Raw genomic sequence first — 18,405 nt, 5'->3', positions numbered from 1 at the left:
GGATGCATGACAGCTTATGTCATCATCAAGTTGGGTGGCACCGCGAGCAGAACGCTCCTCGTCCCAATCGGACTGAGGGCGTTCTTTGTCTTTTTCACACATACGAAGAGGAAGCGGTGACGGGAAATGCTGGATATCAAATGGATTCGGAATCATCAAGAGCAAGTAAAGGCAGCTGCCAAACAAAAAGGAATGGCTTGTCATGTCGAGGAATTACTCCTCATCGATGACAAGAAGAAAGAGTTGCTTGGGCGCGTCGATAAGTTGCGAACGGAACGAAATCGTGCGTCAGATCAGATCGGTGCCCTCTTGACTCAGAAGCGAAGGGCAGAAGCGGAGCAACTGAAGGAACAAGTTCGAGGAACCAATCAAATCCTCGTGAAGCTGGAAGCAGAGTTAACAACATACATGCAACGCTATGACGCACTGATGCTGAAAGTGCCAAATCTTGTTTCGCCAGATACGCCATTCGGCGAGAGCGATCTGGACAATGTTGAACTGAGGAGGGTTGGCGAGAAGCCAACTTTCACCTTCGAGCCGCTTGATCACGTTCAACTAGGTGAAGGGTTAGGGATAATTGACTTTGCGCGAGGCGTGAAAGTAGCAGGCAGCCGCAACTATTATCTCAAAGGAATGGGGCTCTATTTGCATAGAGCCGTTCAACAGCTAGCAATCGATCTGCTGACTGATCGGGGCTTCACGGTCATGGATGTACCGTTGATGGTACGCGAAGAGACGCTGCTTAATGCCGCGTTCTTTCCAGCTGGCAGAGATCAAACCTATGAGCTGTCGGAGGACAACGCTTGGCTAGTCGGTACGTCGGAAGGCCCGTTAGTCTCGTATTATGCGGGCGAGGTTGTTGATTTATCACAAGGGCCTATTCAATTGGCGGCGGTATCCAATTGCTTCCGCAAAGAAGCGGGCTCGGCAGGTCGAGACGTGAGGGGGTTATATCGCGTGCATCAGTTTGCTAAAGTGGAGCAAGTCATTTTGTGTGAAAATGATACGGAAGAAGCGGAACGTCAGTTGCACAGCATTACGCAAAATGCCGAAGATTTGCTTGCGCAGCTTGAGCTTCCTTATCGCGTTGTTGCTGTCTGTACGGGCGATATGGGAGCCAAGAATTACAAGCAATTCGACATAGAGACTTGGATGCCGAGCCGACAAGCGTACGGTGAGACACATTCGTCGTCGAGTTTGCTCGACTTCCAAGCGCGACGCAGCAATTTGCGTTACCGTGATAAGAACGGCGAGCTGCGCTACTGCTACACGCTGAATAACACAGCTGTGGCTTCGCCGCGGATCTTAATCCCGCTGCTGGAGAATCACCAACAAGCGAATGGATCGATCTACATTCCCCATGCGCTTAGACCTTATATGAGAGGACTGGAAGCTATTCCAGCGCCATAATAAAAAGCAACTTATCCTGATACCAGTGTACAGTGATAAGTTGCTTTTTTCATTTTTGTGTAAGGACTAGTAGCCTTCCTCTAGGTTCACGACATTCATCATTTCTCCGCCGTCAAGCATCGCTCTCAGGTTATGATAGAAGATCTTGGAGACACGGTCCGTATAATGCTCAGAAGATCCTGCGATGTGCGGTGTAAGGATAACATTGCTCATGTGCCAAAGTGGAGACGAAGCAGGGAGCGGTTCTTGTTCAAACACATCAAGCGCTGCGCCCGCAATCTTACCTTCTTGGAGCGCGGCAATAAGTGCTTGTTCGTCTAGGACATCACCGCGCGCCAAGTTAATGAAGAAAGCAGTAGGCTTCATAAGCTCAATATGCTCTTGTTGCAGAAAGCCTTTCGTCTTACTCGTGCTTGGGAGCAGAACCACAATGAAATCACTGTTGGTTAGCAGGTAAGCAAGTCCGTCTTCACCGTGAACCGACATATCGAAAGCAGGTTGTGGGGTCCCAGTTCGATTGAGCCCAATGACTGACATGTCAAATGCTTTCGCTTTTCGGGCCACGGCCTCGCCAATGGCGCCAGCGCCGATAATCCCTACTGTTTTGCCGTGCAGCTCACCGAACTGAACCTGATTATCCCATACCTGCTGTTGCTGGTTCGCGTAGAGGACATTCGTTTTTCTTACCCATTGCAGCATGAGGGATAGGGCGAATTCACTCATTTGAATCGTATGTACGCCGCGTGCGTTCGTCACGACAATTCCTCGTTGTTGGAGTTCATCAAGCGGAAGCTTGTCGATACCCGCAGATATTGTTTGCACCCATTGCAACTTCGTTGCGACTTTCAAAATATCAGGGTGTAATCGGCCAGCTGAAAGGATAACATCTGCATCGTGTAGATGCGCGCCAGCCTCTTTGGAAGACGTGAACCAATGAAATTCAGATCGTTCTTGCAGGTCTTGTGGCATTTGAGCTTGCATCGAGGATAAATTCATGCCAGTCATGGCAACGATTTTGAGCATAGGATCACAACTTTCATATGTAATTTGAAAAATACCCTGAGAGCCAAGGCTCCCAGGGTCAAGTGGCGTTAGTAGTCTACCCCCGCCGTGTAGTTATTGTTGGCATTCCACAGCAGGTATTCATTTATACCGTTTTCTTTCAGTGCTCGAATTTGTTCATCCAGCTCATGCTTCCCATACTTAATGTACCCAGGAACCCATGAAGCGGTGAAATCTTGAATCCAAGGGCGAACAACAGGCTTCCAGCCCTTCTGATCGATCGCTTCCAGCTTCTTATTCGTATCTTTGGAAGCGCCATTAATGGTGGCATACGGTGCTGCATCTGGTACTTTCGAGCCGAACCAGCCCGTGCTGTAATGGCTTGGGTAAATCATAGGAGCAATGACATCGACATTCTGTGAAATTTTCTCGAAGTCCTGGCCGATACCCTCAGCTGCGGGTACAGAAGCCGCATAGCCGAAAATATCAACGGAAACGCGTACGCCTAGTGGTGAGAGCTGTTCTCTCGCGTATTTAACAAAAGACGAAACCGCATCGATTCTTGAACGCTCATCTTTCGTATATTTGAGCACGTCGGCTCTCTTTTCGAACCCTTCGGGGAAACGAACATAATCGAATTGGATTTCTTTAAATCCAGCTTTGACCGCCTCTTTGGCTACAGCGATATTGTAATCCCATACTTCCTTGCTATACGGATTAACGAAGCTGTCCGGCGGGTTTTTCCCATTTCCCCACACTGTACCGTCAGGGTTAATATAGGATAGTTCAGGTTTCTTTTTCGCAAGAACGGTGTCCTTAAAAACAACAATCCGAGCAATAGGATAAATATTGTGTTCATGAAGTGTTGTCATCAGGCCAGGCATGTTGCCGATTATTTTCTGAGTGGTTCCCATTGCATCGAGTTCAGTATTGCCTGTTTCCCAAGTAATGTATCCCCAATCATCCTTCACATCGATGACCATGGCATTCAAATCCGTATCGTCCAGGAACTTAACCAGCGTATTGAGGCGTGAACCGCCCGCGCTATGCGCAGTGGAGTAAATGCCTTTTACAACAGGAGCATCTTTCTGTGGATCGATTTTGTTAACAGGAGCGAGTGGATCAGTTTGATCTTGAGAAGGTGCTGGTGTTGCGGGCTGAACGATGGCTACCGCATTCTTCGCATCAAGTGAAGCCTGCACGAGTTGTTCGAAGCTCGCATCGGGGTTGGTCGATGTGATATTGCCCAAGATGAGGGCAAGTGAAGCAAGTAAAATTTCCATGATGAATAAGTCCACTCCAATCTTTGTTTCTAATCTCTATTATAAGGCAAGCGGGATAGTACGCCCATAGGAAATTTGTAGGCTTTTGTTGAAGCGGGTTGAAAAATGGCAAACAAAAAACACCTGGGAGCTTAGGCTCCCAGGTGTCGTCATGTTACTTGCTAATTGGTCCCGATTCACTCTTCGTTACTTCAGGATTAATTTCTTTACGTGCAATGGCTGGCTGCTCATCCGTGGATGTGTTACCGCCGTTTCCATTCGTTGCATCTTTGAATTCACGGAACATTTTGCCAAAACCTCGTCCAAGCTCAGGCAGTTTATTCGGCCCAAATAGCAGCAGGGCAACGATCGCAATAAGAATGATGTGCCAAGGAGATAAAGCTCCCATTCCAGACACCTCCATTATAAGTTATGTTAATCTCATTATATCATGGACTTATCATAACCTATATAGCCTATTTATTACAATTTTAATAACGATACAAGAAAAGGTTGCAAAAAAGACACCCTCAATGATACAGGGTGTCCTTGTGATGTTCCGAAATGCTGAATTGAATAATTTCCATGACATCTTCCGCTGCGAGTGCCTCTATACCGAACCGTAGAACGATCTCGGATTCCAACTCATGGCTGGTTAAAGAGGGATACAACTCGGGTGTTAATTTCAATACAATCCTGGATAATTTGACTGTCTCCACAAGCATCACCCTTCCAATCAGAAGATTAGAATAAGAAACACGCCTGAACCTACCATCGATGAAAACCAGAACTATATGAAATTACAATCATTATAACACAATTCAACACGGAATAAAGGGGCAGTTAGCTGATTTCTTACTTATGTTTGCGGAATTCTCCGACAACACCAACGGTTTCCACAATATTTACGAACGCTTTTGGATCAATTTCCTTAATAATTCGTTTTAATTCAACCAATTCATATCGTGTTGTAACCGTCATCAACATATCATGCTGCTGTTGCGTATAAGCGCCTTCTGTTTTGATCAAGGTAACGCCGCGAGGTATCATAAGCAGCTTGTTGATAATCGCATCTTTATGCTTGGTAACAATGAATGCGGTTACTTTAACATGACTGATATGTATCATATCTACGGTTTTACCACTAATAAAAATAGCTAGCATCGAGAATAAAGCAAGATCCCAATTATTCTTGAAATAGCCGAGTGCGACAATGACGACACCGTTCATCGCAGAGAGAATCATGCCAAGCGGGAAATCATATTTCCGTGTCAAAATCAAACCAACGATATCGAATCCTCCGCTAGATCCGCCGATTCTTAGCGTGATTCCGCTGCCGATGCCAATAAGCACACCGCCAAATACGGCACCAAGCATAGGGTCTTTGGCCACGAAATTGGTTGGAATGATCTGCATCATCCAAGTCGTTAAGACAACCGATGCGACACTAATCATAATAAAACGTCGACCAATGGACACAAGTCCCCAAATCATCAAAGGCAGATTGAACAATAAATACAGAAACCCGATGTTAAAATTGGAAAAATAACCGATGATCATGGCAATTCCAGAAACCCCGCCGCTAAGTAATTGATGGGGGATGAGGAACATATTGAAGCCAACCGCGACAAGCATTGCGCCAACTAGAATGATTAGAACATCCAGCGCCTTTTTCAAAACAAATCACCTCTAGATTAGTATGCAGCATATTGCAAGTATAATTCATTCTTCCAAAACTGCAATCATCATTTAACCAGTGGTTAAATGGTGTGGGGAATATAAAAAGCTGCGCCCCATATAGGGACAACAGCTTATATACAATCACTTGTTAGCGGCGCTTAAATGAACCGGTTTTTTTGGTTGTGCTTGGTTTGCTTGTCGTGGGTTTGGTTACTTTATTCGGCGTAGATCCATCGTTCTTCCGAGTGGTTGAACTGCTTCCCGAGCTTGGGTTGGCCGCGCCGCTTGTGAATCCGCCTGTTCGATCTGAAGTCGTCGGCTTTTTATCCGTTGAAGGTGATGTCGTGGTGCCTGCACCAGACTTGTAATTCGGTGTCTGTGTGTATCCGCGATAATCGTAGGACCCACGGTTGTTAAACCAGTTCCCACCGAATAACGATTGAAGCAGTGTTGCGGTCAAATAGCCCTGTAAGAATGAAGAATCGTAATGAGATTTAGCATATTCGATGCTGTCTATTTGTACTAAGGTATTCTTATTATCAGCGGGATCCTTCTGGATATTAATAACCTTGTCATTGTATACAAGGAACATTTGATCCTCAGATTCCTTACTTTTCTCTTTTGGCTTTTCTTTGGCAGCGAGTTCATTGGCAACAGTGGGTACGTTTTTGCCTTCAACGGCGTACACCTTCGACATGTTACTTCCCTTGCCATCCACACTAACTAACGGGTATTCGTCTTTGATGTAACGGGCAGCATCAGCGCCACATGCAGTAAGAAGCGTAATAATGAGTAAGAGAGAAAGCCACGAAGTCCATCTCTTCATGATGTGATAAGTCCTCCTTTCCGAATCAATCGGAAACCTGTTTCAATGATAGCATATGGATGTTTAAGGCGTCGATTTCAAAAAATTGATCTGATTGCCAGGTGTACGTTCCCCTTCCATAGCAACGAATTTCCCATCTTGCCATTGGAGGAAGAAGTACCGATGATCCGGTCCGAAATAACGCCAAAAAATAATATCATCGCCACTGCGGAAATCGGTATTTCCCTCCGTACGGGAGACGTCGTTGCGGTGGAACTCAAGATCAAAAGTGGCTTCGCCATCCAGCTCCAACCGTGTAGGTACGTCATTCGGGTCATCAAGCGCACCTTCCATGAAGTTGCACAGGAAACAGTCGTAGGTTCTGCCTTTTTCCACAATCAAGCACTGAATATTTTTGCCGCTTTGCAAATAATAAGCATAGCGATGCGGCGCAAATCCGCGGTCGAAATAAACGACTTTGCCTGAAATGACGTATTCTTCTAAGTCTACATTAACAATATCGCCAACGCGTGAATCTTCAAGTGGATTGCCTGTTGAAGACGTTGCAGGTTCTTGTTTCTGGCTGCGCAAAATGTTGCTGACACGTTTGAAAATGGACATGTGAAAACTCTCCTCTGTTCGATTCCGTTTTATTGTTCTCCCTATAATACGAGCGACTTATGCATTCGGTTTCGTCCCGAGGTAGGAAAAGAAGCCACTGGCAATGTGGATATCACTGTGCTATAATATTTTAGATGTTCTTAAGGGCGGCCTGTTGGATCATGGAAGATGTTAAATCGAAAGTGTAATCCACTAAGAAACTATAGAGACGGATAGGAAGTCGTACTTAAGGGTAAAAAAGATACAAGGCATTAGCCTGCCCTGTACAAAAGGAGATTGAATTTATTTGAAAACATTTCAGGAGTTTGGTTTAGACGCATCGGTATTGCGTGCAATTACAGAAATGGGCTTTGAAGAGTCCACACCAATCCAAGAGAAAACAATTCCACTGGCCATGGAAGGCCGTGATTTGATCGGGCAAGCACAAACAGGAACAGGGAAAACTGCAGCATTCGGTATTCCGCTTGTTAACAAAATCAACATTAAAGAAGAGCGCATTTCGGCATTAATCATGTGTCCTACACGGGAACTTGCCATCCAGGTTGCGGAAGAGATTGAAAAACTCGGTCGTTTCAAAGGCATTCGTTCTTTGCCAATTTATGGTGGACAGGACATCGTAAAACAAATCCGTGCATTGAAAAAGAAACCACAAATCATTATCGGTACACCAGGACGTCTTCTTGACCACATTAACCGTAAAACAATTAAGCTTGATGATGTACAAACGGTTATTCTGGATGAAGCGGATGAAATGTTAGACATGGGCTTCATGGAAGATATCCAATCCATTTTGAAGCTTGTACCAGAAGAGCGTCACACGATGTTGTTCTCGGCAACTATGCCTACGAACATTCAACGTCTTGCTCAACAGTTCCTGCGTAACCCAGAGCACGTTTCCGTAATTCCTAAACAAGTGAGTGCCCCTACAATTGAGCAAGCTTATATCGAACTTCACGAGAAACAAAAGTTTGAAGCGCTTAGCCGTTTGATCGATATGGAAGCGCCAGATTTGGCTATAATTTTCGGCCGTACGAAACGTCGTGTAGATGAGCTTGCAGAAGCTCTTCAAAAACGTGGTTACGCTGCTGAAGGTCTACATGGTGACTTGTCCCAAAATCAACGTGACAACGTGATGAGAAAATTCCGCGATGGCAGCATTGATGTGCTGGTTGCAACAGACGTTGCGGCACGTGGACTTGACGTTTCGGGTGTAACTCACGTTATTAACTTCGATCTTCCGCAAGATCCAGAAAGCTACGTTCACCGTATCGGCCGTACAGGTCGTGCTGGTAAAGAAGGTACTGCTTGGACTTTCGTAACACCGCGTGAAATTGATCACCTTCACTTCATTGAGAAGGTTACTCGTCATAAAATTAACAAAAAACCTTTGCCAAGCTTAGCTGAAGCGATCGAAGGTAAACAAAAAATGACAGCTGAGCGTATATTGGATGTTCTTCAAAAAGAAGAGCATTCCGAATTCAAAGGCTTAGCGATTCAAATGCTTGAGCAATACGATTCCGTTAACTTGCTTGCAGCTGCAATGAAATTGTTGACTGGCGACAAGAAAGATTTAACAATCGAATTGACACCAGAAGATCCAATCCGTGCAAGAAAGAAAAAATTCGACGTTCGCAGCTCAGGTCGTCGCGTTGGCGGTGGATATGGTTCAGGTTCAGGCGATCGTCGTCAAGGCGGAGGCTATGGCAGCGGTTCTGGAACAGGTGGTTCCAGCTCCAACTCCCGTTACCCGCGTAAAGATAGCAGAGACTACGGTTCAAACAGAGAAGGCGGAAGCAGCTCTTCCTCCAGAAACCGTGATTACGGCAGCAACAACTCTGGGAACCGCGATCGTTCCAGAGCTCCACGTAAAAGCGAAGATACACTTGTAAATAAATAAATCGCGGCACTAAAAAAGGCGGAGATCCTACGGATCTTCGCCTTTTGTTCACGTTATATTTTAGAGTACGAAAGAGCTAGTGATGATGACTAAAAGGATAAAAAGTACCAAGATTGCACCTGCGGATGTTCCAACTGCGTGAGACATAGTATCAACCTCCTGAAAAAGATTTGGGGGTGGGGCGATTAGACAATACTATACTATGTAAAAGAACCTAGAACGACTAGACGTCTACCTATATATTGAAAAATAGGCTATAATGAAAAACATATCGGAAATAGACATGCTCAGCAGACAGCATGCGACAAACAACGCAGAAAGTTTCCAGATGGAGACGCTAAGGAGGAAGCAGTTTTGGAGTTTAAGGGAGTTATGGGAGGGCTATACCGAATATCGGAATGGATCATGCGATTGTCCGTTATTAATTTGCTTTGGATGCTGTGCTCAATACCGGTATTCTTCTTCCTCTTTATGGGGATGGTTAGCCAGACCGAAGATGCATTGAAAGCGACTTTACCGATACTTGCCATTTTGGCACCGTTTACTTTGTTCCCTGCGACTACGGCGATGTTCGCTGTTGCTAGAAAATGGGTGACGGGCGAAGAAGATGTGCCGTTACTAAAAACGTTCTTCCGCGGATACAAAGAAAACTACTTGCAAAGTATGATAGGCGGCATTTTCTTTGTACTCATTTTCGTAATCATCGGTGTGAATTATTTCTTCTATTTGAAGCAAGGAAGTTCACTGAGAGTGCTTGCTGTCTTATTTATCGCTTTTACAGTTATTATGATGATTGCGTTATTTAATTTCTTCTCCATCCTTGTACATTTACACATGAAAATTACCCAAATCGTGAAAAATTCCATTCTCATTACGATTGGTAACCCGATTAATTCGATCGTACTTTTGATTTGTAATGCGGTAATCGTGTATATTTGTTTAACGAAGTTCAACTTCTTCTTAGTTGTTTTCTTCATGGGAAGTATTGTGGCGACGTTCTCCTTCTGGCAGTTCAATCGCAGCTTTACAAAACTTCAGACGAAACAGCAGGAGCTGGAAGAGAAAGAACAGCAACGATTGGCTGAAGAACAGGAAGCAAGTGAAATGGATGCAGATTCGCACTCCGAGAAATCCGAGGATGAAGACGCAACTGCTATTAACTTGAATAAAAAAAGTGAGAATGAGAAGACTATAGAGTAATCCTTCCCAGTTGATTATCAGCGAGGTAGGATCTATAATAAGAACACAAGAAGAATCCTGCGATGTGCGTAACGGTTTTAAGTTGTTTTAAACCAATGACTGTTTCTAGGGAGACCTATATTGAAGTGTGGCTGACATGCCCTCGAAAGGGGACCTCAAATGCACCTCTGCGGACACCCACCTGCGAGAGCGGGTTTGAAGCACAGAAACCGGACGGCATAGGCGGGTTTCTTCGTATAAAAAAGAGGTTGAACAGGCGGTTCCTGTTCGACCTCTTTTTTTTGTATTAGCTGATCGTATTTGCTAAATCCGTAAGTTGGTGGAACGTGCCTTGCAAGGTTGGGTAGAGGCTGCGATAAACCTTGTAGTAGGCCTCATATTTCTGTTGATTCGCTGGATTAGGTTCTACGCGATTCGTAACTTGAATCCAGTCTTCGCACAGTTGAGCGATATCAACTTGAAGTACGCCTGATGCGGCCATAATTGCAGCGCCATAAGCGGGGCCATCCGTGGAATTCACGGTGACAACGGGAATACCGAAAATATCGGCGATCATTTGCCGCCAGAATGGGCTGCGAGCACCGCCGCCGTTGACACGAAGCTCGGTGACTTTAATTCCGGATTCACGGATCATTTCCATCGAGTCGCGAAGACCGAATGTGATCCCTTCAAGCACAGCGCGTGTTAAGTGGGCTTTCCCATGGCGCAGATTCAACCCGATGAATGCGCCGCGTGCTTTCGGATCAGGGTGAGGGGTCCGCTCTCCCGATAAGTATGGAAGGAACAGTAAGCCTTCACTTCCGAGCGGTGCTCTTTCTGCGTCTGACGTTAAAATTTCATAAACGTCTTTTCCTTCTTCTTGCGCGCGTGCCAACTCTTCGCCAGCAAAGTGGTTGCGCCACCACTGGAAGGAGCCGCCTGCGGCAAGCATCACACCCATGCGGTGCCACTTGCCAGGCACGCCGTGACAGAAGGAATGAAGCCGGTATGCTTCATCCACTTGGTACGTGTCGTCGTGCACGAAGACGACACCGGACGTACCGAGGGCCACCGAGGCGATGCCTTGGCGGACGACGCCGACACCAACGGCGCCGCAGGCTTGGTCGCCACCGCCGACAACGAGCGGCGTGCCTGGCGCTAGGCCAGTCAGCGCCGCTGCCTCCGGCAGCAGGTGCCCGGCAATGTCGCCGGACTCATAGAGCGGCGGCAGCCACGCGAGCGGGATCTCTAACCGCTCGGCGACGGTTTGCGACCAGCTGCGATGGGCCACATCGAGCAGCAGCGTGCCGCTGGCGTCGGCCATGTCCATGCCGAGCGCGCCCGTCAGGCGCAGCCTGACGTAATCCTTCGGCAGCAGCAGATGCCGAACGCGTGCGTAATGCTCCGGCTCATGCTGCCGGAGCCATAAGATCTTGGGCGCGGTGAAACCTGTGAGCGCCCGATTGCCTGTAAGGCGACCGAGCTCGGCTTCGCCGACGGTCGCCTCGATGTAGGCGCACTGCTCCGCGGTGCGCTGATCACACCAGAGCAGCGCAGGGCGGATGACCTGCTGCGCCTCGTCCAGGAAGACCGACCCATGCATCTGGCCGGAGAAGCCAATGCCACCAACTTCAGCACCCGTGACGCCAGTGCTTGTCAGAAGGCCGCGGATACCTGCGACTGTGGCATTCCACCAATCCTCAGGTTGTTGCTCAGCCCAGCCTGGTTGCGGTTGCGATAACGGATATTCAACAGAATGAGAGCCGATGACAGTTCCTTTTTCATCTACGAGAATACATTTGATTGCTGATGTTCCTAGGTCTAAACCCATGAAATAAGTCAAGATAATCACCCTTTTTGTCGTGGATAAAAGCGAATTCTTTGTTTGTTCATTGAATATACAAAGATAAGTATACCATAGTATTCGTTCGCTGAGGTGAATTTCCTTCTTTATCTTTAACAAATTTTATTTTGTTTCTTTGTGGAATGCTTGTTTGTAAAAACTTGTCTAAAAATTTTCCCTACGGAAACATTATTTACTTTGCACATAATTGTTTACCTATAGCATAAGATAGGATTATGTAGTATACTGTCTATAAAAGTTTCCCTCGAACAACATTATTGGTCTTGAGAAAGAAGGGTAAAAACATGGAAGTTGCATATAAAAAGACTGATCAAGAAACTAGCGGCTGGAGAAAAGAATCTTCAATGCCGAGTCTCCCTGAAGTTCATCATAGTATGAGAGTACCTAAGAAAGCAGGCTTCTTCCGCAAATTGCTTGCGTTCGTTGGGCCTGGATATCTCGTGGCTGTTGGTTATATGGACCCTGGCAACTGGGCGACTGATTTGGCTGGCGGATCGCAATTCGGCTATACGTTGCTCTCTGTTATCCTCATCTCGAATCTGATGGCTATTCTCCTGCAAGCCTTGTCAGGGCGTCTGGGTATTGTCACGGGACGGGATTTAGCGCAAGCTTGCCGAGATCACTATAGTAAGCCTGTGTCGTACGCGCTATGGTTCTTGTGTGAGCTTGCCATTGCAGCCTGCGATTTGGCTGAAGTGATCGGCGCCGCGATTGCCTTGCAATTATTGTTCGGCTTGCCGTTGATTTATGGCGTTATTTTAACTTCATTAGATGTTTTGTTAGTGCTGATGTTACAGAAGAAAGGCTTTCGCTACATTGAAGCGATGGTGATTAGTTTAATTGCACTGATCATGGTTTGCTTTGTGATGGAACTCATTTTCTCCAGACCTGAGTTTGCAGCGGTAGCTGCTGGTTTTATTCCAACGACACAAATCGTGACGAATCCAACCATGTTATATATTGCTCTTGGTATTTTGGGCGCAACCGTTATGCCTCACAATTTATATTTACATTCATCGATCGTACAGACACGTAAAATTGAACCGACGATTGAAGGCAAGAAAGAAGCGATTAAATTTGCGACGATTGATTCGACGGTTGCCTTAATGTTGGCGTTGTTCGTCAATGCGGCAATTCTCATTCTTTCCGCTGCAGCATTTCACTCGGCAGGTAAGGAAGTAGCAGAAATTCAAGATGCCTATCATCTCCTGGGGCCTATGCTGGGTACAGGGGCAGCGAGTATTCTCTTCGCCGTTGCACTCCTTGCATCTGGTCAAAACTCAACACTTACAGGAACGCTTGCTGGTCAAATTGTTATGGAAGGTTTCTTGAATATTCGTTTGACCCCGTGGTTGCGACGCTTAATTACGCGCCTCATCGCCATTGTTCCTGCTATTATTGTGATTGGACTGTACGGTGAGAGCGGCGCAACAGATTTGTTAATTCTAAGCCAAGTTATTTTATCCTTGCAGCTATCCTTTGCGGTTATTCCCCTCGTTAAGTTTACATCGGATCGTAAAAAGATGGGTGAGCTCGTTATTCCATCCTGGATGGCGATTCTAAGCTGGGTTGTCGCGATTGTTATCGCGGGGCTCAATGTCTATTTGCTAATAAATACATTTTTTGGATAAATGAGATATGGCGGGGCACAAATCGGGGGAGCGATCCTCCGATTTTCAATTTCCTCTTTTTCTAAAGCATAAACAGTGGTATTATAGAGGATAGTGTTGAAATGGCAAGTGGTTTACATGCACTTGATTGAAGGGGGAAAGGCTTTTGCTAAAGAGAACCTTAATCGGATTAGTACGTAGTCATGAAACAACAGGGGAAAAAGCCAGAGATCCATTGCTTAAAACGAGATACTTTAAGTTACCTAAAGATCAGGTTTGGGAAGAAGTGACGGCGGTTTTAAAGAAGACACCTGGATATAAGCTTCTTCACGAAGTTCCGAATGTAGGGGAAATCCTTGCTGAACGTAGAACAATGACAGGACGAACACAGGATGTTACCTTGACATTGTTTGCAATAAATCCAGTAAAAACCGCGGTGGATATATATTCGGCTTCACGTGGCTCCATGGGAGATCTCGGATCCAACTATCGCACCATTCTAGATATCTATAAACAATTAGATCGTAAGCTAGCTCCATATAAAATTGATGGATAATAAAAACAGCAGGGAAGCTTGGCCTCCTTGCTGTTTTATTTGTGTATTACACTAATTTTTTAACCGCTTCTACAGCTGCTTCGTAGTTCGGGTGGGAAGTCATTTCGCCAAGGTACTCAACGTATTGAACGGTATCGTTCGCATCGATAACGAAGATTGCGCGCATATCCAATTGAAGTTCTTTAATTAATACGCCGTATGCTTCGCCGAAAGATTTTGTTTTGTAATCGGACAAAGTCACAACTTTGTCGATGCCTGCAGCTCCGCACCAACGTGCTTGAGCGAATGGAAGGTCAACAGAAATTGTAAGAACAGCAACATTCTCGCCAAGGCTAGCTGCTTCTTCGTTGAAACGACGCGTTTGCGCATCGCAAACACCTGTATCCAAGGAAGGAACAACAGAGATCAATTTCACTTTACCTGCATAATCTGCAAGGGTAACTTGTGTTACTAGATCTTTGTTCACTGTGAAGTTAGGTGCTTTATCACCTACTTTAATTTCGGGTCCTACTAATGTGATCGGATTGCCTTTGAGGGTAGCAACGCCAGTACGTTCTTGTGCCATTGAATGTTTTCCTCCTTATTTATCCATGCTAATAACAACTTACTCATTATAATCTTTTTGCAGATAAGTTGTCCAATCGGGTGTATACCGCTATAATCGGAAGCGTAGCACGGGATTCGTCCCGTTATCATGACGTGTTGTCGGGGGATTAATTTACGTGGAATTAAGACAATTGCAATACTTTGTGAAAGTGGCAAGGAAGCAGCATGTGACCCAAGCGGCGGAAGAATTGCATGTAGCTCAGTCTGCGGTGAGCAGGCAAATTCATTTGCTCGAAGAAGAGCTGGGTGTTGAACTTTTCGTACAGAAGGGCAGAAATTTGCATTTGACGTCTGTAGGAAATTTATTTTTGAGTCGGGTGGAGGGTATTTTAACTGATCTTGAGCGAGCGGTTGGCGAAATTCACGAATTTCTCGATCCTGAGGCAGGGGAGATTCGCATTGGATTTCCGCACAGTTTGGTTATTAATTTACTTCCTGCGGTTGTCGCGGCTTTCAAAAAAAATCATCCCAATGTGAAGTTTCGATTGCGCCAAGGTACATACACGTCTCTAATTCGAGATGTCTCTAAAGGAGAGATTGATCTCGCCTTTATCTCGCCTTTTCCTGAAAAGCATGAGCATGTCACGGGTGAAATTTTGCTGACGGAAGAGTTGTACGCCATTATTCCTTCTAATCATATACTGGCTGACTATACCGCGATTCGACTTGAACAGTTGAAGAACGAGCCATTCGTCATGTTTAGTGAGGAGTATACCTTACGGACGATCGTGATGGAAGCTTGTCATAAAGCGGGCTTTGAACCTAAGATTGAGTTCGAAGGTGAAGAAACGGATACGATCCGAGGCTTAGTAGCAGCGGGAATGGGTGTTAGTTTACTGCCTGCGATGGCGTTATTGGAAGGTGGGCAAATGCAGCCTGTCAAAATCCGCGTGACGGATCCGCAGGTAACGAGAACGGTGGGGCTGATCTGCCGCAAAGATGTGAAGCTGCCGCTTGTAGCAGAGGTGTTTCGACGTTTCCTATATGAATATTTCAAGTGAAAAAAGCTCTCCCGCAGGTGCATTGGCATTCCTGCTTTGGGAGAGCTTTCGTTGTTTAATTGTCGTTATTTCGACTATTCGAAATCATAATGTATTTCAGTAATTCGAGAACGGAAATGAGCGCGGCGGCAACATAGGTGAGTGCAGCAGCGTTTAACACTTTCGCGACGCCTCGTTCTTCTTCATTGGTAATAAATCCTTGTGCAATCATTTCATCACGCGCTCTTGAGCTGGCATTAAACTCTACAGGCAATGTAACTAATTGAAAAGCAACGGCTGCCGCGAAGAAAATGATGCCGAGTGTAAGGAGCATCGGGATTTGCTGGATTAGAAAGCCTGCAAGGATTAGGAACGGTGCCACACCTGAGGCGAAATTAACAATCGGGAACATCCGATGTCTCGCGACAAGCATAGGGTAATGTACTTGATGTTGAATGGCATGGCCGACTTCATGACACGCAACGGATACTGCGGAAACAGAGTTCTGAAAGTAGACGGGCTCTGATAGTCGAACCGTTCGGGACGTAGGGTCGTAATGGTCAGTAAGTGTACCTGGAACAGCTTCAACAGGCACATTGTAAAGCCCATTCGCATCCAACATGCGTCTTGCTGCTTCCGCGCCAGTCATTCGGGAGCGGATCGGGACTTGCGACCATTTGTTAAATGTTCCTCGCACTCGGAATGAGGCCCACATCGAGAGGGCAAATGCGATAAGAATTAGAAAATCCATCGGGTGAAAAAACATAGGACATTCCTCCGTAATTCATTATGAGAACGGATTTTTACCAAGAAGAACAATAAGTGCTTCAATACAAGCTGCGGTGGGTTGTGTCAGGATCCGATACAGCTTCTTCATCTGATTCGGCTTGAGCTGTTGTATGAGAGGGCTAAGTTCTTTGGCTTCCTTCATCAATTGTTCCAGATGTAATTGAAGCGATGTAAGCTTATCTCTCACAGTATCGTCGGACGACACTTTACTCCACTGCTGCATATTTGCTTTGATTTCCTCTAGTGTATATTTCTCGTTCTTCATGGATTCAATACGTTTGAGACGACTCAAAGTTTCATCACTGTACAGCCTGTAGTTCGTATCTGACCGTTTCTCAGGCTCAATCAAGTTCAGCTTGGTGTAGTAATCAATAGTTCGAGGGCTGACATCGGCAAGCTTTGCAAGCTCCCCAATTTTGTATAGCTTCTCATTCCCCATGCTAATTTCACCTCTACTCCAATGGTATGAATGACTTTCTTCTATATATAAATATGATAACTGATAGTAAACCATACAGTCAAACGTGATGCTTCGCAAACCTGACACTGGGTAATGGTGTAACAATACGTCTTTTACAACGAAAAAGCGTCGAAACACGAATTATGCTTGTTTCATGTCAGGTTATTTTTCGTTTTTTTCAATTTATTAATGAAAATCCTATTGTCAAACCCAATTAACCTGTATATAATGACATTAAGAGTTTCATTACATGTTACTTAATCTAACATTAAAGGAAGTGGTCGTATGGTTAAGAAGTTGTTGTTAGCTTTCGGCGTCATGTCATTGCTGTTCCCTACTCTTGCTTTTGCTGCGGATGAGGCAACGATTCCTCAACTTACCAGCGCAATTGATGCAGTGTGGGTTATGTTGGCAGCAATCTTAGTCATCTTCATGCAAGCTGGTTTTGCACTTTTAGAAGCGGGGTCAACTAGAATGAAAAATGCCGGTCACGTAGCCGGTAAAACGATTTTAACTTTCGGTTTATGTGCGATTGCATTCTGGGCTGTTGGCTTCGGATTTGCCTTCGGTGACGGAAATGCCTTCTTCGGAGAAACAGGTTTCTTCGTAACTGGCTTAGAAGATCAAGCGGCAGCAGCGTTCGGATCACTTTCCTTCTCTGATGTGCCAATCGGTATTAAATTCTTGTTCCAACTTGCTTTCGCGGGTGTATCCTTGGCGATTGCATGGGGCGGTTTTGCAGAAAGAGCGAAGCTTCCTGTTTACTTCATCTTCGGTATCTTGTTCACTGTAGTAATTTATCCAATCGTAGCGCACTGGGTATGGGGCGGCGGCTGGTTGAGCAAATTGGGCATGCAAGATTTCGCAGGTTCAACCGTTGTTCACTTACAAGGTGCAACAGCAGCATTAGTAGCAACGATCTTGCTTAAACCGCGTATTGGTAAATATAATAAAGATAAAACGCCTAACTTGATTCCAGGTCACAACCAAGTCTTGTCTGTACTCGGTGTTATCATCCTATGGATCGGTTGGTTCGGATTCAACCCAGGTAGTACGTTAAGCGCTATGGGTGACGGGTTCTTCGGTTACATCGCTTTGACAACGAACATGGCTGCTGCGGCAGGCGGCGTTGCGGCGCTAGTTATTTCCTGGATGTACTTTGGTAAAGCTGACATTCCTAGCATGTTGAACGGTGTTCTTGCAGCATTAGTTGCGATAACAGCAGCTTGCGCATTCGTTGACACTTGGGCAGCGATCGTTATTGGTGCAGTTGCAGGTATTGTTACCTTCTTTACAGCACAATGGTTCGAAAAAGCGGGTATCGACGATCCGATCTATGCGTTCTCTGTACACGGTATCGCAGGTATTTGGGGTACGCTTTCCACTGGTTTGTTCGCAACACCTGAACTTTCTGGTAAAGTAGGTATTGGTGGAGCTGGTTTGTTCTACGGCGGCGGCTTGCACCAATTGGGTATTCAAGCTCTAGGGGTATTCGGAGCGCTAGCGTTCGTACTTGTTCTTTCCTTTATTATCCTTGGTATTCTGAAAGCGACAATCGGTCTTCGTGTTACAGAAGAAGAAGAAATCATCGGTCTGGATCTGTCTGAGCATGGTTCTTACGGGTACCCAGAACAAATGAAAAAAGCAGCTCAAAACGGCGTGTCCGTTTAATAACACCTATAAT

General features: G+C 45.6%; 19 protein-coding genes and 1 other RNA gene. 8 read left to right on the top strand and 12 right to left on the bottom strand.

All coding sequences use genetic code 11. The features are described from left to right. Positions 1-126 precede the first annotated feature (126 nt). Positions 127-1,410: a serine--tRNA ligase gene (gene serS, locus MJB10_RS19075; protein WP_314797250.1), complete on the top strand. Its 1,284-nt coding sequence runs from the start codon at positions 127-129 to the stop codon at positions 1,408-1,410. Between the two features lie 66 nt (positions 1,411-1,476). On the opposite strand, the gene MJB10_RS19070 is transcribed toward serS, so the two are convergent. The 7 genes from MJB10_RS19070 to MJB10_RS19040 form a co-directional block, all read right to left on the bottom strand. Then, positions 1,477-2,433, bottom strand: a complete 957-nt coding sequence (locus MJB10_RS19070) for a D-2-hydroxyacid dehydrogenase (protein WP_314797249.1) — start codon at positions 2,431-2,433, stop codon at positions 1,477-1,479. Between the two features lie 68 nt (positions 2,434-2,501). Continuing rightward, positions 2,502-3,695 carry a putative glycoside hydrolase gene (locus MJB10_RS19065; RefSeq protein WP_314797248.1) on the bottom strand — a complete coding sequence of 398 codons (1,194 nt, stop codon included), beginning with the start codon at positions 3,693-3,695 and terminating at the stop codon, positions 2,502-2,504. A gap of 154 nt (positions 3,696-3,849) precedes the next feature. Next, complete coding sequence (locus tag MJB10_RS19060; RefSeq protein WP_314797246.1) at positions 3,850-4,083, bottom strand: Sec-independent protein translocase subunit TatA/TatB; 234 nt, start codon at positions 4,081-4,083, stop codon at positions 3,850-3,852. 121 nt (positions 4,084-4,204) lie between these two features. After that, on the bottom strand, positions 4,205-4,363 hold the full coding sequence (locus MJB10_RS19055) for a hypothetical protein (RefSeq protein ID WP_397386545.1): 159 nt from the start codon (positions 4,361-4,363) through the stop codon (positions 4,205-4,207). 166 nt (positions 4,364-4,529) lie between these two features. Next, positions 4,530-5,351 carry a YitT family protein gene (locus MJB10_RS19050; protein ID WP_314797242.1) on the bottom strand — a complete coding sequence of 274 codons (822 nt, stop codon included), beginning with the start codon at positions 5,349-5,351 and terminating at the stop codon, positions 4,530-4,532. A 151-nt stretch (positions 5,352-5,502) separates the two neighbouring features. Next, positions 5,503-6,180, bottom strand: coding sequence for a DUF4247 domain-containing protein (locus MJB10_RS19045; RefSeq protein WP_314797240.1), 678 nt, complete (start codon positions 6,178-6,180; stop codon positions 5,503-5,505). 63 nt (positions 6,181-6,243) lie between these two features. After that, on the bottom strand, positions 6,244-6,780 hold the full coding sequence (locus MJB10_RS19040; protein ID WP_314797238.1) for a DUF4178 domain-containing protein: 537 nt from the start codon (positions 6,778-6,780) through the stop codon (positions 6,244-6,246). A 286-nt stretch (positions 6,781-7,066) separates the two neighbouring features. Between MJB10_RS19040 and MJB10_RS19035 the strand changes: the two genes are divergently transcribed. Beyond that, positions 7,067-8,677, top strand: coding sequence for a DEAD/DEAH box helicase (locus MJB10_RS19035; RefSeq protein ID WP_314797236.1), 1,611 nt, complete (start codon positions 7,067-7,069; stop codon positions 8,675-8,677). A 60-nt stretch (positions 8,678-8,737) separates the two neighbouring features. On the opposite strand, the gene MJB10_RS19030 is transcribed toward MJB10_RS19035, so the two are convergent. Beyond that, a complete protein-coding gene (locus MJB10_RS19030; protein ID WP_141692673.1) occupies positions 8,738-8,824 on the bottom strand; it encodes a sporulation protein YjcZ in 87 nt (28 codons plus the stop codon). A gap of 207 nt (positions 8,825-9,031) precedes the next feature. Between MJB10_RS19030 and MJB10_RS19025 the strand changes: the two genes are divergently transcribed. Beyond that, positions 9,032-9,877, top strand: coding sequence for a YesL family protein (locus MJB10_RS19025; protein ID WP_314797234.1), 846 nt, complete (start codon positions 9,032-9,034; stop codon positions 9,875-9,877). A 51-nt stretch (positions 9,878-9,928) separates the two neighbouring features. Next, a non-coding RNA gene (gene ssrS, locus MJB10_RS19020) (6S RNA) lies at positions 9,929-10,110 on the top strand. Positions 10,111-10,163: 53 nt separating this feature from the next. Here ssrS and xylB read toward each other — a convergent pair. Beyond that, entirely contained in the window at positions 10,164-11,687 is a 1,524-nt protein-coding gene (xylB, locus tag MJB10_RS19015) for a xylulokinase (RefSeq protein ID WP_314805742.1), read from the bottom strand. A 317-nt stretch (positions 11,688-12,004) separates the two neighbouring features. On the opposite strand from xylB, the gene MJB10_RS19010 reads away from it, so the two are divergent. Next, complete coding sequence (locus MJB10_RS19010; protein WP_314797232.1) at positions 12,005-13,351, top strand: Nramp family divalent metal transporter; 1,347 nt, start codon at positions 12,005-12,007, stop codon at positions 13,349-13,351. 145 nt (positions 13,352-13,496) lie between these two features. After that, the gene (locus MJB10_RS19005) at positions 13,497-13,886 is read left to right on the top strand and encodes a DUF1499 domain-containing protein (protein ID WP_314797230.1); all 390 of its coding nucleotides are present in this window, start codon (positions 13,497-13,499) and stop codon (positions 13,884-13,886) included. Positions 13,887-13,932: 46 nt separating this feature from the next. Here the strand turns inward: MJB10_RS19005 and tpx are convergent, their stop codons facing one another. Further along, on the bottom strand, positions 13,933-14,451 hold the full coding sequence (gene tpx, locus MJB10_RS19000; RefSeq protein ID WP_314797228.1) for a thiol peroxidase: 519 nt from the start codon (positions 14,449-14,451) through the stop codon (positions 13,933-13,935). A gap of 157 nt (positions 14,452-14,608) precedes the next feature. Between tpx and MJB10_RS18995 the strand changes: the two genes are divergently transcribed. Continuing rightward, positions 14,609-15,493: a LysR family transcriptional regulator gene (locus tag MJB10_RS18995; protein ID WP_314797226.1), complete on the top strand. Its 885-nt coding sequence runs from the start codon at positions 14,609-14,611 to the stop codon at positions 15,491-15,493. 55 nt (positions 15,494-15,548) lie between these two features. Here the strand turns inward: MJB10_RS18995 and MJB10_RS18990 are convergent, their stop codons facing one another. Next, on the bottom strand, positions 15,549-16,238 hold the full coding sequence (locus MJB10_RS18990) for a zinc metallopeptidase (protein ID WP_314797224.1): 690 nt from the start codon (positions 16,236-16,238) through the stop codon (positions 15,549-15,551). Between the two features lie 21 nt (positions 16,239-16,259). Further along, complete coding sequence (locus MJB10_RS18985) at positions 16,260-16,700, bottom strand: MerR family transcriptional regulator (protein WP_314797222.1); 441 nt, start codon at positions 16,698-16,700, stop codon at positions 16,260-16,262. Positions 16,701-17,006: 306 nt separating this feature from the next. Between MJB10_RS18985 and MJB10_RS18980 the strand changes: the two genes are divergently transcribed. After that, positions 17,007-18,392 carry an ammonium transporter gene (locus MJB10_RS18980; RefSeq protein WP_314797220.1) on the top strand — a complete coding sequence of 462 codons (1,386 nt, stop codon included), beginning with the start codon at positions 17,007-17,009 and terminating at the stop codon, positions 18,390-18,392. The last annotated feature ends 13 nt before the right edge of the window (positions 18,393-18,405 follow it).

It is taken from the genome of Paenibacillus sp. MBLB1832, assembly GCF_032271945.1.
Classification (GTDB): Bacteria; Bacillota; Bacilli; order Paenibacillales; family NBRC-103111; genus Paenibacillus_E; species Paenibacillus_E roseopurpureus.
The sequence above is the reverse complement of the archived record's forward strand: the minus strand, read 5'-3'. Positions and strand labels throughout refer to the sequence as shown.